15 protein-coding genes are annotated in these 14,292 nt (G+C 41.4%); 11 read left to right on the top strand and 4 right to left on the bottom strand.

From position 1 onward, the window contains the following. Positions 1-125: 125 nt before the first annotated feature. Both PSI22_RS17635 and lexA read left to right on the top strand, forming a co-directional pair. Entirely contained in the window at positions 126-497 is a 372-nt protein-coding gene (locus PSI22_RS17635) for a diacylglycerol kinase (RefSeq protein ID WP_273580873.1), read from the top strand. 118 nt (positions 498-615) lie between these two features. Then, positions 616-1,230 carry a transcriptional repressor LexA gene (gene lexA, locus PSI22_RS17630; RefSeq protein ID WP_273580872.1) on the top strand — a complete coding sequence of 205 codons (615 nt, stop codon included), beginning with the start codon at positions 616-618 and terminating at the stop codon, positions 1,228-1,230. A gap of 142 nt (positions 1,231-1,372) precedes the next feature. Here lexA and zur read toward each other — a convergent pair whose 3' ends face one another. Continuing rightward, positions 1,373-1,885, bottom strand: a complete 513-nt coding sequence (gene zur / locus PSI22_RS17625) for a zinc uptake transcriptional repressor Zur (protein WP_273580885.1) — start codon at positions 1,883-1,885, stop codon at positions 1,373-1,375. A 323-nt stretch (positions 1,886-2,208) separates the two neighbouring features. Further along, positions 2,209-2,592, bottom strand: a complete 384-nt coding sequence (locus PSI22_RS17620; RefSeq protein WP_273580871.1) for a DUF2628 domain-containing protein — start codon at positions 2,590-2,592, stop codon at positions 2,209-2,211. An 855-nt stretch (positions 2,593-3,447) separates the two neighbouring features. On the opposite strand from PSI22_RS17620, the gene dusA reads away from it, so the two are divergent. Beyond that, positions 3,448-4,485, top strand: a complete 1,038-nt coding sequence (dusA, locus tag PSI22_RS17615) for a tRNA dihydrouridine(20/20a) synthase DusA (RefSeq protein ID WP_273580870.1) — start codon at positions 3,448-3,450, stop codon at positions 4,483-4,485. A 27-nt stretch (positions 4,486-4,512) separates the two neighbouring features. Here the strand turns inward: dusA and PSI22_RS17610 are convergent, their stop codons facing one another. Then, entirely contained in the window at positions 4,513-5,496 is a 984-nt protein-coding gene (locus tag PSI22_RS17610) for a quinone oxidoreductase (RefSeq protein WP_273580869.1), read from the bottom strand. Between the two features lie 278 nt (positions 5,497-5,774). Here PSI22_RS17610 and PSI22_RS17605 point away from each other — a divergent pair, with 278 nt between their 5' ends. After that, positions 5,775-6,992, top strand: coding sequence for a tyrosine-type recombinase/integrase (locus tag PSI22_RS17605; RefSeq protein ID WP_273580868.1), 1,218 nt, complete (start codon positions 5,775-5,777; stop codon positions 6,990-6,992). 123 nt (positions 6,993-7,115) lie between these two features. Next, positions 7,116-7,400 (top strand): helix-turn-helix transcriptional regulator, encoded by a 285-nt coding sequence (locus tag PSI22_RS17600; protein WP_273580867.1) that lies wholly within the window; start codon positions 7,116-7,118, stop codon positions 7,398-7,400. A gap of 198 nt (positions 7,401-7,598) precedes the next feature. Here the strand turns inward: PSI22_RS17600 and PSI22_RS17595 are convergent, their stop codons facing one another. Further along, complete coding sequence (locus tag PSI22_RS17595; RefSeq protein WP_038194249.1) at positions 7,599-7,790, bottom strand: hypothetical protein; 192 nt, start codon at positions 7,788-7,790, stop codon at positions 7,599-7,601. Positions 7,791-7,923: 133 nt separating this feature from the next. On the opposite strand from PSI22_RS17595, the gene PSI22_RS17590 reads away from it, so the two are divergent. The 6 genes from PSI22_RS17590 to PSI22_RS17565 all read left to right on the top strand — a co-directional run. Beyond that, positions 7,924-8,049, top strand: a complete 126-nt coding sequence (locus PSI22_RS17590; RefSeq protein ID WP_262070589.1) for a hypothetical protein — start codon at positions 7,924-7,926, stop codon at positions 8,047-8,049. Then, positions 8,042-8,449, top strand: coding sequence for a hypothetical protein (locus PSI22_RS17585; RefSeq protein WP_273580866.1), 408 nt, complete (start codon positions 8,042-8,044; stop codon positions 8,447-8,449). The genes PSI22_RS17590 and PSI22_RS17585 overlap by 8 nt, the downstream gene beginning before the upstream one ends. Before the next feature lie 2 nt (positions 8,450-8,451). Continuing rightward, positions 8,452-11,196 carry a DUF927 domain-containing protein gene (locus tag PSI22_RS17580; protein WP_273580865.1) on the top strand — a complete coding sequence of 915 codons (2,745 nt, stop codon included), beginning with the start codon at positions 8,452-8,454 and terminating at the stop codon, positions 11,194-11,196. Positions 11,197-11,679: 483 nt separating this feature from the next. Further along, on the top strand, positions 11,680-12,189 hold the full coding sequence (locus tag PSI22_RS17575; RefSeq protein ID WP_273580864.1) for a DUF2867 domain-containing protein: 510 nt from the start codon (positions 11,680-11,682) through the stop codon (positions 12,187-12,189). A gap of 148 nt (positions 12,190-12,337) precedes the next feature. Next, positions 12,338-13,024 carry a hypothetical protein gene (locus PSI22_RS17570; protein WP_273580863.1) on the top strand — a complete coding sequence of 229 codons (687 nt, stop codon included), beginning with the start codon at positions 12,338-12,340 and terminating at the stop codon, positions 13,022-13,024. Between the two features lie 169 nt (positions 13,025-13,193). Beyond that, a partial coding sequence (locus PSI22_RS17565; RefSeq protein WP_273580862.1) for a phage major capsid protein occupies positions 13,194-14,292 on the top strand: 1,099 nt, incomplete at its 3' end.

Raw genomic sequence — 14,292 nt, 5'->3', positions numbered from 1 at the left:
CTCTTGTTAGCAACGCGTCGCAAGCATACCAGAAACAGATTTTGAGATCTGTGGAAATAAGACAATAATAGGAGCTAAAAGTTATATGACCTTACAAATATTATGCTAATTGAAGAAAATTTTTTATGGCAAATCAATCAACAGGTTTGATTCGTATCATTAAAGCGGCAGGATACTCGGCGAAAGGTATTAGGGCTACGTGGCAAAATGAAGCGGCATTTCGGCAGGAAGTCATTGTAGCCATATTAGCGATCATCATTGCATTTTCCCTTGATTTTGGCACGTCCGAGAGGCTTTTGCTCATCGGTTCAGTCATGCTGGTGGTCATTGTGGAAATCCTCAATAGCGCCATTGAGGCTGTAGTTGATCGCATTGGCAGTGAATACCATGAATTATCGGGCAGGGCGAAAGACATGGGATCAGCTGCGGTATTTCTGACAATGATTCTGGCGTTGTTTATCTGGGGAATGATCCTTTGGTCGTATTTTATGCACTGATATGACATGGTTTTCGTCAATACACATTCTTTAGCGGCTTTTACGGGCTGGCAGGTTCCCAATTCGATTTTACCTGTATATACTCACAGTTTGACTGTATAAACAAACAGGGGGCGAAATGAAAGCATTAACTGCCAGACAGCAGCAAGTTTATGACTTGGTGCGTGACCATATTTCGCAAACGGGTATGCCACCAACACGTGCTGAAATCGCAGCGCGTCTTGGTTTTCGTTCACCTAACGCGGCAGAAGAGCATTTAAAAGCATTGGCGCGCAAAGGGGTGATAGAGATTATCTCTGGTGCATCCAGAGGTCTCCGTTTGCTTCTTGAAGAAGAAGGGTCGGCGGGATTACCGCTGATTGGTCGTGTTGCTGCTGGCGAACCATTGCTGGCTCAGGAACATATCGAGAGTCATTACAAAGTTGATCCTGCATTATTCAAACCAAATGCTAATTTCCTGTTGCGTGTCAGCGGGATGTCCATGAAAGACATCGGTATTATGGATGGGGATTTACTTGCTGTTCATAAAACACAGGATGTTCATAACGGCCAAATCATCGTGGCGCGAATTGAAGATGAAGTAACAGTAAAACGTTTTAGACAAATAGGAAACAGAATTGAACTGATTGCTGAAAATCCGGAATTCGAGCCTATCGTTGTGGATTTAAGTGAGCAGAGTTTTACCATTGAAGGATTGGCAGTTGGTATTATTCGTAACGGGGATTGGATCTGATTGTAAAAGCGGATAATTGCACTTTGCCATTCTGGGGCGGTCATTTTTCGTAGTACCCGTTCAATAAAAGTTTTACGGGAGTTTGAAAATAAATGTGTTTATCGGCCATGACCGCCTCAATCAAACTTAAGGCTATTTTGCCTTATTTCTTTTTATTCTCTTCAGTCTTGTGATTATGCTGACATGTATCGCGTTCTGTACAGGAATCGATTTCATGGCAAGGGGAACACAAACCGTGGACTTCAATCACGCTGTGTCGTAAATGAAACCCTACGCCTTGAGCTAACTGCTGAATAGCGGATTCAATATCCTTGGCATCCCGCTCGGTAACGGAACCACAATTCTCACAGATAAACATGGCTGACGTATGGCTGGGTTCCTCAAAATGATGGCAAATCACATAACTATTTGTGGATTCTATTTTGTGGACAAAACCTTGTTCAAGCAAAAATTCCAGCCCACGATAGACCGTTGGCGGTTTTGCCTGTGGCTCGACTTCACGTAGCAGATCCAATAAATCATAGGCGCTGATTGCGCCTGGCTGCGTTGAGATTAAACGCAGAATTTCAAGGCGTTGAGGTGTTAAACGCACTCCTCGTGATAGGCAGATTGTCTTAGCCTGTGTCAGTAATTTTTTTGGATTGATAGTTTTCATTACACCTTTCACACCCAGCATGATGCCAATAGTTGTAATATTATCATGTTTTTCAGTCTGGAAGTGGAATCCAGGCAGACGGCTACGGCGCTGATGGTTAAACGCGTCAGTGAAAAGGTGACTAACTATTCTGCTGTTACGCAATACTTTGTTTACTGGAGAATGGCTATTCAGGATAAAAATAAAAATTAATCGGTAGATAAGAACGATAGAATATGCTGAAAACAAAATTTTAATTCTTTGGCGGTAGAAAAAAGCATGTATGGTGGTAATAGCAGCTTCTTTTAAAAGCCGCTATTTTGTAAGGGGAATTAACGCAATTGTTATTTAGTGAAGATGTCTTTAAAGGGATTCCAGCCATCATCGCCTTTTATTTCTTTTAAATAATAGGCATAGTTCGCTGTAAAACCCCACATAATATATGTTAGCGGCATTGTTCCATATATTAGGGTTTCAGATATTGATGTAACGCCTATAGCTAATAAAATGGAAAAAATGAATAAGCTCAAACCTTTTTTCCATAATCCTATAGCTAAGAAATAAAAAATGCCAAAGATAAAGGCAAGCCAATTTATATTTATCAGAATTCGTTTTTTTTGCGGTATGTTTTTTATACCTACCTTAAATTCTTTCGACGCAGGGCTACTATATTGTTCAAAAAATTTAAAGCGCTCTTGCCATTTTTCAGGATATTTAGATACGTCCATTGAGTTCCCTTGTTTATTCTCATGATATTCTATTAAGTTCAATAACTATCTTTTTTTAAAACAGTCATAAACGGTAATTTCTATTTTTGGATGTTATTTGTGAAAGATTTATTTTTTCTTTATGGTAACAAATAATCTTCCCTGTGTATTAAAGATGCTAATGTTAAAGCACAAGATTAATCAATATCAATACTGTTTTCATATACAGTATTTTGCGTGTGATTAATTGCATTGTTGATATTTTCTTTTCGTTATTAGTTGTTTTAAGTGAGATTTAGTGGTTTCATATTTACGTATATAAAACCATATAACTATGCGAACCTCTGGTAATATCTTATAGATTGTACTTTTTTTAATAACATTTAATCGCTGTGCGGCTAAATCTAATAAAATCATACCTACGATTAATTGTCAGGATTGAAACATTATTCCCTTCTGAAATTATCGCGTCTAATGCAATGAACAGTGCTTCAATCTTACGCCTTTTCAGTGTATTTGGCATTGGTGTGGAAAAGATAGCTTGTAATGTTCTCTTATGTCTGGCGTTTAATGTATTTATTCAAATTGATTTCCATTATTTGAGTTTTCCGTCTCCAAGTTACAAGAGTGATATGATATTTTGATATCAAATAAAGTGAGCAAATAATTGATAATTATCTCTTTTACCTTCTTCAAATCTTCTACTAAGAACGACAATCGTTGCTTTTAGTTCGTATGGATTCCTGTCTGCGCTCTGGAGCTTCTCTGTGCTATAGTAGACCATAAATTTCCCCCTATTCTCTGTATCAGCTTCCTTATAAATGAGGGAACGACAAGAGATTCAGAGAATGAAAATATCGCCTTGAAAGTACAAAAATGCAGCAAAATAAAAAAATTGAGAATACTGATACAACTAAAAATGTGAGCAAAAAAGAGGCTGAATTCCCTCTCAACCGCTTCTCCGTTGCCCCCATGTTAGATTGGACTGATCGTCATTGCCGTTACTTCCATCGTCTGTTGAGTAAGGAAGCATTGCTTTACACAGAGATGGTGACAACTGGCGCCATTATTCATGGTAAAGGGAATTATCTGGCTTATAGCGAACAGGAGCATCCGCTGGCATTGCAATTGGGCGGCAGTGAACCCCAGGCGTTGGCGCAGTGTGCCAAGATCGCGCAGGAGCGGGGTTACGATGAAATCAATTTGAACGTTGGTTGTCCTTCTGATCGTGTGCAAAATGGCCGCTTTGGTGCTTGCTTGATGGGGGAAGCCAAGTTGGTGGCAGACGGCGTTAAGGCTATGCAGGATGTTGTGGATATTCCTGTCACGGTTAAAACCCGTATTGGCATTGATGAACAGGACAGTTACGAATTCTTGTGTGATTTCATTGATACGGTCGTGAAAAACAGTGATTGCGATAATTTCATTATCCATGCCCGCAAGGCGTGGCTATCTGGTCTGAGTCCAAAGGAAAACCGTGAAATTCCACCCTTGGATTATCCACGGGTCTATCAATTGAAAAAAGATTTCCCACAATTGACGCTTTCCATTAACGGCGGCATTAAATCACTGGAAGAAGCAAAGCAGCATTTACAGTATGTGGATGGCGTGATGATTGGGCGGGAAGCCTACCAAAATCCATCTATTCTGGCGCATGTTGATCGTGAGTTGTTTAATGAAGCGGCATCGGTGGTGAACACCATTGATTCGATTAAGGCGCTTTATCCTTATATCGAACAGGAATTGTCAAAAGGCACTTATCTGGGGCATATCACCCGCCATATCTTGGGCATTTTTCAGGGAATACCCGGTGCGCGTCAGTGGCGCCGTCACTTGAGTGAGAATGCCCATAAGACCGGCGCTGATATTATGGTGGTGGAAAAAGCACTGGAGATGGTGACAGAGCGGATGTGATCCGCTCTGTCATTTTTGTGGGTGGAATTAAGGAATCAGAAGGCTGGAGCCGTGGGTGGCGCGGCTTTCCAGTGTGCGATGCGCCTTTGCAGCTTCACTTAATGGAAACTTCTGGTTCTCTGCCACATCGACATTGATTTTGCCACTGGCAATTAAATCAAACAGCGTCTTGCTGGCTTCATTTAACTCTTCACGGGTAGTGATATAGCCATTAATTGCAGGACGAGTGACAAACAGAGAACCTTTCTGATTGAGAATGCCTAAATCTACCCCAGTCACTGGTCCAGAAGCATTGCCAAAACTGACCATCAAACCTTGTCGTTTCAGGCAATCCAGCGAATTGAGCCATGTCGCCTTACCGACGGAATCATAAACTACGCCAACTTTTTCTCCGCCAGTAATTTCGGTGACGCGCTCGACAATATTTTCACGGTTGTAATTGATGGTTTGCCACGCACCCGCCGCTTTGGCAAGGGCTGCTTTTTCATCGGAGCCAACAGTCCCAATCAATTTTGCGCCCAATGCTTTTGCCCACTGGCAGGCAATTAATCCGACACCACCCGCTGCCGCATGGAACAGAAAAGTTTCTCCCGTTTGAATTTTATGCGTTTTATGGAACAGATAATAAACGGTTAAACCTTTTAAAAGTGATGCAGCAGCCTGTTCGAATGAGATTGCGTCCGGTAGTACAGCTAATTTGCTTTCAAGCACATTATGTACTTCACTATAAGCACCAAGGGTAGCTTGAGCATAAGCCACACGATCACCGACTTTAATGGATGTCACGCCAGAGCCAATCTTGGTCACAATACCTGCGGCTTCGGTTCCGAGGCCACTGGGCAGATTTGCTGTTGGATATAGTCCACTGCGCATATAGGTATCAATATAATTAATCCCGATAGCCTTATTCTGAACCTGTACCTCATCAGGAGCAGGGTCGGTAGGGGTAAATTCGCAATATTGGATCACCTCAGGGTTGCCTGACGTGGAAAACTCGATGTGTTTTGCCATGAATCAGCCTCTCATTATTTTAGAATTTTAGAAATATTGGGAAAAGCTTCGCACGTTTGAAATGAAATCGCTGCAAACGGCGTTGATGTATTCGAAATCATTACAGACTATATATATTTACTTAGTGTTTTGAAGTTTGTCCATGATTATTATTTTTATATAAATATCAAATAATTAATTAATGATTCAACTGTATGTCGTTACAGTGTTTATTGACGTTTTACCCCTCTTGCAGCACACTGTATATAAACAATTGTATAAATACCTTTAGCGAGATCATGGCTGCCGAACTAAACAAGCTCAGTGACAAAAAACTTAGAACCCTGCACGGAAAAGAAAGGGGCAATATTGAATTTTTTGCCGATGGCGCTGGATTGAGCGCCAAAGCATCTAAAGTTGGTGGCATTAGTTGGGTCTTTACCTACCGACTTGATGGCAAAAAGTTAAACCGCCTTACCATTGGGCGCTACCCTGATGTGAGTCTCAAACAGGCTCGTGAAACGAGGGATAAATGTCGTAGTTGGTTAGCATCTGGTAAAGATCCAAAGCTGCAATTTAACTTAGCGATGCAGGAATCATTAAAACCAGTCACTGTAAAAGATGCTATCGAATATTGGATAGAACACTACGGCAGAGACAATCGAGTGAATATTGATACCCTCATTCTTCAATTAGAAAAACATATTTATCCTTATATTGGTGAAATGGCATTGTCTGACTGTGAAACAATATATTGGCTGCAATGCTTTGATAGAATGAAAAAGAAAGCTCCTGTGGCTTCTGGTTCTGTATTTCAACTGTGCAAGCAAGCTCTAAAATTTTGCCGGGTAAGAAGGTATGCAGTTAGCCATGTGTTGGATGATTTAACTATTCAGGATGTTGGAAAAAAACAAAATAAAGGTCAGCGGTATTTAGAAGATAATGAACTTGGTCAATTATGGGAGTCCATAAATGCAGGTGTTTACCTACCTTATTATAATAATTTATTGAAAATTTTGGTTGTATTTGGTTGTCGGACACGAGAGATCAGGTTATCGAAATGTTCAGAATGGAATTTTAATTCTATGTTATGGACTGTTCCAAAAGAAAATAGCAAGACAGGTGATAAAATTATTCGTCCAATACCGGAATGCATGAAGCCATTTTTAGTTAATATTATTCACCAAAACCATAAAAGTGGTTACCTCTTAGGGGAAGTTAAAAAACTTGAAGCAGTCGCACAATATGGCAGAAAAATATGGAAAAAATTAGAGCATGACGAGGAATGGTCTTTGCATGATTTAAGGCGAACGTTTGCAACTAAATTAAATGACATAGGCATAGCACCTCATGTAGTTGAGCAACTGTTAGGCCATGCACTGCCGGGCATCATGGCTATATATAACAAGAGCCAATACCTACCAGAGAAGCTGGATGCTTTAAACAAGTGGTGTGAGCGACTGGATGTATTAGCGGGCAATTATGAGAATGTGGTTATATTAAAAGCAGCTCAGTAATGGGTATTTGATTTGATGATAAGCAGGGCAATTGTAATATATACGTAACAAAGTTGCTTTCTTCTGTAATGATTCCTTTTAAGTAAAATACCCTCACAAAAGCAATTAAACAGTGAGGGTAACATGACTATCCAATACAGCATTCCTACACCTGAAGAACGCCGTGCTATTCTTTCCGAGTATGGCGAACCTTATGATCGTCTGATACGTGAAAAGGAACGTCAGTACATCACCTCTATTTCCAGAACGTCAGCATGGAAACTGGAAAATCAAGGCCGTTTCCCTGCCCGTAAGCCATTAGGCCGCAATTCTTGTGCTTGGCTACTTAGTGACCTGCTCCATTGGGTACGCAATCCGCCCACAGTAGAAAATATAAATAACCCGTATAGCCGCAAAGCCACTAATTAAATAATAGCGTGATGGAAAAATTAACTGCCTTAATTGGCAGCGGCCTAACTCACTCTAAAAATAGTCTGATTTTTTGGGATAAAGGGATGTGATGGCGGCTATTAACTATAAGGACTCCTTTTGTTTAAGGAGTCACCAATTTGAGATAATTTCTTCTTTGAGAGGATTAATCAATAACTGGGTTTATTTCTGGGCGGTTCAGCCTTTGGGTTCAATTCCCCGTGATTGTAATTCCTTACGGGCTAGATCCTTAAACCAGTTTCCCAGACTCATGCCTTCATTTTTGGCTAATTCTGATAATTGTTTCTTAAATTCAGGCTGCATACGTATTTGGAAAGCCGGAGCTTTGCCTTCACCCTTAGGGCTTTTATCTCTTTTGACTGTTGACATGTGTGTACCTATCAGAATAGTATTATATACATTAGGTACACACCTTACCACGGTAGAGCCTAATAGAACAACGCCCCACAGTGATCGCAACACATGTAGGGCGTTTAACCACAACATTATCGGAGCTAATGCTATGGCTGATACACAGTCTAACCAAACTCGCCTTAAATTTACATTTTTAATTGCATCCGGCACTCAGCGGCTGGCTGATATGTCCCCCTTGATCTTCGTATTACGTCAGGGGGCATACCATGAGTAATAAACCTATCTCACTAAAACAGGCGCTATATCGTGCAGGTTTGGGTATTTCACTTTTCACGTTCATTACCAAAAAAGCCAAAGGTGAATGCGAAATCAATTTAAATAATCTGATTGCATTGGCGCACAGCATTCATCAGGAAGTTCACCGAGCCCTGTTGAAACATGCTCCGCAGCCACCGATGAATAAATTATTAAATTGCATTATATACAGAAAATCTGACCCATTAGGTCAGGCTTCATTTCGTGCGGGATTATGTACCTCTTTATATGAGATCATTCTTGAACAGGCCAGCCAGCACTGTTCCGAAGAATTACATGATTTGCTTTCACTGGCCTGTGATATCAATCAGGAAGTTTACTATTCGCTTTATGCGGCTGTTAATGGCGAGGACGAGTGATCATGAGTCAGGGAAATAATAATCAGAAAAGCCGTCCGTTAGATGTTATTCGTGCGGTGAAGCAATCCGCCACCAATCACTGGCAACTTTTGTTGCCCGCCTGTGGTATCGACGTTCCGTTAAAGGGTAAGCATGGTGCTTGTCCGATATGCGGCGGCACTGACCGCTTTCACTTTATTGATGATCACAATAACGGTGACTGGCATTGTCGCCAGTGTGACCAGCCGAATCACGGTGACGGGTTGGATTTAGTAGCGAGAAACAAAGGGATCACGGTCTTTGCAGCGGCTAAGCTGGTAGCTGATGTGCTGGCAATGCCTTTGCCCGAACCCAAAACCAAAACCGTCAAAGAACAACCGCGAGCAGCTAAGCCGATTGCTGAACGCATTGTGGCACTGGTCGCCACCGCTGTTACGGGTAAATCTCAATATCTGGTGAAAAAGGGGCTGCAATGCCCCAATCAACGGTTATTGAAAGATGGTTCGTTATTGCTGGTGGTTCAGACGCTGGACGGCACAATTACTGGGGCACAAACCATTAAGCCGAACGGTGAAAAGCGCCTTGTTGCAGGTACTCAGAAAAAAGGCAGTTTTATCCCCTTATCTGAGATAACCGTAACGCCCGATACATTCATCATTACTGAGGGTTACGCAACGGCGTTAACCGTCAGCCAATTACATGAAGGCGTGGTATTGGCAGCCATTGATGAGGGTAATTTACTGGCGGTTGCTGAACAGGTTAGGGAACGGTGGTCAGACGCGAAAATTATTCTTGCCGCTGACAATGACTGGCACGTGCAAGGAGAACGGGATAAAAACAGCAAACTAAAAAAGAACGTTGGCAAGATTGCCGCTGAAAAAGCCGCTCAATCTGTTGATGGATGGGTCACGTTACCGCCAACGGAAGATAAAGCCGATTGGGATGATTACCGCCAGCGTTACGGTATCAAGGCAGCAAAGCAAACATTTAGTGAAGGTTTGTATCGGGTTGGGAAAAAAGTGTCAGTGTCAAAGTCAGTTGTGATTAATTTAGATGAACCCCGTGAAAAAGAACGAGATCTATTAAAGCCACATGTTGATACACGAAAGAACGGTATTTATTGGGTTGAACCCAAGGAGCAAAACGGTGAAATCATTGAAATTGAAAAATGGCTGAGTGATTACATGGAAGTGGTCGGTATTGGCAGTGATGGCGGAGAAGGTTATCTCATTATTAAGTTATCTCAGGAAGGCACAGGCAAACATACCTTTGAGGCCATGCCCCGCCGTGAAATTGGTATGCCTATGGGCTGGGCGCGACTGCGTTCACGGGGGATTAATATCACAACCAAAAACAGTTTATTACCGATTTTAGCCGATCACTTACAGCGCAGCGGAGACCGCCGCAAGTGGGAAGTCACACAGACGGCAGGCTGGCATTGTGGGGCATATGTCATGCCGGATGGTGAAATCATCGGTCAGCCTTATATGCCTGTGGCGTTTTGTGGTGGCACATCAGCTATTGCAGGTTATGTCGTCAGGGGGACAGCCGAAGACTGGACAACCAACGTTGCTTTATTAATGACAGGTAATCGTTCAATGATGCTGGGGGTGCTGGTGGGGTTAGCTGCGCCGCTGAACTCGCTAACAGGTGGTAACTGTTTTGGCGTGCACTTATTCGCTCAGTCCTCAGCAGGTAAAACAACCACCGTTGAGGCAGCCAGTAGCTTATACGGTGATCCCGAAGAACTTAAACTATCGTGGCATGGCACCCATCACGGCTTAAATAATGAAGCGGCAGCCCGAAATGATGGTTTCTTACCCATTGATGAAATAGGGCAAAGTGCCAATCCGAAAGAAGTCGCTAACAGTGCCTACAGTTTGTTTAACGGCGTTGGAAAAATTCAGGGGAAACGGGAAGGTGGAAACCGTGCCGTTATTCGCTGGAAGATAGCCGCCCTTTCGACGGGTGAGGAAGATTTAGAAACCTTCCTGATAAAAGGCGGGATCACGCCAAAGGCAGGGCAGTTAGTCAGGTTGTTAAGTATACCCTTTGTCGATACTGAGTTTTTCAATGGTTATGAGGACGGAGATGCACACGCAAGGGCAATCAAGCGTGAATCAAAACGCTACTGTGGGGCGGTGGGTCGGGCGTGGATCTTGTGGCTGTCTGAAAATCAGGAACGGGCAATAGAAACCGTGACCTGTAAAGAAAAAGAGTGGCTTGATAGCCTGCCAGAAGAAGCCTCGGCACAAGTAAAACGCGTTGCTGTGCGTTTTGCTTTACTGGATGCCGCCGGAGAACTGGCGACACATATCACAGGCTGGAGCAAGGAAGATTGCCACACTGCGATAAAGCAAAGTTTTGATGACTGGTTAGAAGATTTTGGTATCGGGAACCGTGAAAAATATCAGGTTGTCACCCGTGCCCGTGATTTTATCCAGAAATACGGTCTATCGCGTTTTCAGCCTTATACCTATGGAAAACTGAATGGGAATATAGACACCGCTAACGCCATGAGAATCAACAATCTCGCGGGCTATCTGGTACATAATCGCCGTGGTGATGGACAGGTGGAATATCACATTATCCCCAGTGTATTTGAAGAAGAAATCTTGCAGGGATTACAGAAGAAATCAGGCTTTGAGGCTCTGGAAGAAGCCGGAATGTTGATTAAAATGGAGAAAGATCGCTTTATCAGTAAAACCATTTCAGTGAATGGCACTCAGGGGCGGTTTGTGGTTTTGATTTTCAAGGATGAAGATTGAGGATCATGTAAGATGAAAAACATTGGGATAACGGGGTAACGGGATAAAAAACATTTAATCATCTATAATCAGTAAGTTATGTTTTTTTGAATTATCCCGTATTATCCCATTGCATCCCGTAATGTGATGTGAAGATAGATAAAGTAGTATTGTGACAATTAGGTTATCCTGAACAAGTTTTTCTTTGGCAGGCTATAATTAATTGAATTTTAAAGAATTAAAAATAGCACTACTGTGCTACGGGATAAGCGGGATAAGCGGGATAAAATGGGGTGCGTTAACTGGTTGAAATAACTATAAAAATAGTTATATATCCCGTTATCCCGTGAAAAACCATGTAGTTATATAGAAATGGTTAATAATAATATGGAAGTGTAATAAGGTTACAAACAGGTGAGCGGCTCAGGTCATATAACAGACCTAATTAGCAATATTATTAATGCCATAAAATCTATTTTTTCGTAAATAATATAGTGGTGAAAAATGTACTATCGTGATGAATCTGGAGTTTTACTTTTAGATAAAAAAGATAAGCTGCGTTATTATAGTCAGCAGGAAATTTTTATTGAAAACAAAATGACTGCCCTTGATGTTTATAATAAAATGACAAAGAGTATACCATTATGGTTGCGTATGTCTTTTTCGATAAGAGATAAAATTTCAAGTCTTGCTGGTGTACAAAAAATCCATGGGTTCTCTGGTGAGAATTTAAATGAAAAACTCCGCAATGGAAACAATGTGGACTTTTTTAGGGTTGTACGTATCAGTGATGATGAAATGTGTCTGTTGTCAAAAGATATACATTTGACGGTGTTGATATCTCTGAATATTTTCTCTGATGATAATCATAAAGTCGGTTGTACATCCACCGTGACGGCATCTGTTATAACGCATAATTTTTTTGGGAAAATATATATGATCCCGGTATCTCTCACTCACGGTAGTATTGTGAGGGGTATGCTATCTAAAGTTGGTCATGTATTAAATGACTAAAAATGATCCTGAACGGGATGTATGAAAGCTACGGGAATTTGATCTGGCTGGAGTGTATGTTTGTGCCTTGATTGAATATATAGAGATAATAATATTTATTAAATAAAAATATATTAGCAACTATTATAAAAGTGTAAAGGGAATGAGAATGGAAGGTGTCAATAAGAAAAAACAGCTATATGAATTACTAATAACCGTGATTTTATGGGGGGTTGCTTTAACGAGTTTCTCTTATGGGTATATGTGGTTGGCATTTGGTATAGTTTATTTTGGTAGCATTTTAAGCATTTTTCCAGAGTGGCAGGGTATAAAAAATATATTACGGAAATACTTTTTAAAACTCTATCAGTTAATTATTTTATCTGTGTCTTACATTATTAGTGTCAAATATTTGAATTATAGATTTGATATTGAAAATGATTATCTGACACATTCGCCTTGGATAGTAAGCATAATATTTTCAGCTGTTTTATTGTTTATCCTTCTTGGTGTGTGGGTTGTTATATCTTCTCTAATTCATCTATTAATTGCAATTCTGTCCATTTTTTTACCAAAAAATTGGATTGATAAAATCAATAATACTGAGGTAATAAAATTATCTAATAAATCTATGAATATTTTACTTATAGTATTACCTTTCTATTTTTTATTTGCTTATATTGGTGAGCCGTTAATTAAGGTCGCTCTTAGAATGGATGCCTATGCTGCATCTGATTGTGGAGAAACAAAGCCAAATACAGCGTATTTAAGGAAAAATGATAAAGAATGTTATGTGTTTTCTCCATGGCTTAGCCTTGAAGAGCCGAGCGTTAAACCAAGTATAAAAGGTAAATGATTGTAAATTATTTGTCCTCATGTTTCCGTTTGTTTAGCCCTCATATTTTGAGGGCTTTTTTATTGTTTTTCATGTTGTTAAATATATTTCCCTGAAAAACAACTGATTTTAAAACACCATGAAAAAACTTCTCGAATTACGCCAGTGAAAAGACGATTTAACCCATCAAATGCGCTCTTTGCTTACCAAAGCAGAAAATGAAAAGCGCTCCCTGTCCGCCGATGAAGCCAAACAGTTCGACGAGCTGCGCAATCAGTCTGATGCGCTCAATGCAGAAATTGCCCGTTATGAGGCGCTGTCTGATGAAGAACGCAATCAGGCCAAGATCCAGCCTGCCAGTGAAAAACTCAATAACGACGAGCTGCGCCACTATATTTTGACCGGAGAAACTCGTTCCCTGTCTACAGGCGTTCCTTCAGACGGCGGCTATACCGTTATCCCCGAACTGAATAAGCAGATCATGCAGCAACTTACCTGTGAGTCAGTCATGCGCCAAATCTGTACTATCAAGACCACACGCAGTAACGAATATAAGCAGCTTGTTTCGGTTGGTGGCGCAGCAGTGGCACACGGGGAAGAAGGTAAGTCACGCGGCGAGACAACCACTCCGAAAATGGAAGAAGTCAGTATTAAGTTGTTCCCTGTCTACGCTTATCCCAAGACCACCCAAGAGATTATCGATTTTAGCGATGTGGATATCTTAGGCTGGCTGACCTCAGAGATTGCTGATACCTTCGTCGATACCGAAGAAACGGATCTTGTCAGCGGTGACGGCAGCAAAAAAGCCAAAGGTTTTCTGGCTTATCCCCGCGATACGAAAAGCGACAAGGTGCGTGATTTTGGTACGCTGCAAAAACTGGAAGTTACCACGCTTGAGGCCGATAGCCTGATTGATCTTAAGTTCCTGCTTAAGAATAAATACCGCAAGAATGCGGTGTGGGTGATGAACTCCACGACTGCCGCTAAGGTGCAAAAGCTGAAAAACGGTAATGGGGATTATATCTGGCGTGAACGTTTACAAGCCGGTGATCCCGATATGTTACTGGGCTTGTCTGTCCATTACCTCGAATTTATGCCGGATGGCGTGATTGGTCTGGGTGACTTCAAGCGCGGCTATTTCATTGTTGACCATGAGACAGGCACCCGTACCCGTCCTGATAATATCACCGAGCCGGGATTTTATAAGGTGTGTACCGATAAATATCTGGGCGGCGGTCTGGTGGACTCCAACGCCATCAAGGTGCTGGAAGTGAAAGCAGCCAGTAAAT

It is taken from the genome of Xenorhabdus aichiensis (assembly GCF_028598775.1).
GTDB classification, from domain to species: Bacteria; Pseudomonadota; Gammaproteobacteria; order Enterobacterales; family Enterobacteriaceae; genus Xenorhabdus; species Xenorhabdus bovienii.
Note: the sequence above shows the minus strand (reverse complement) of the source record. Positions and strands in the feature narration are given on the sequence as shown.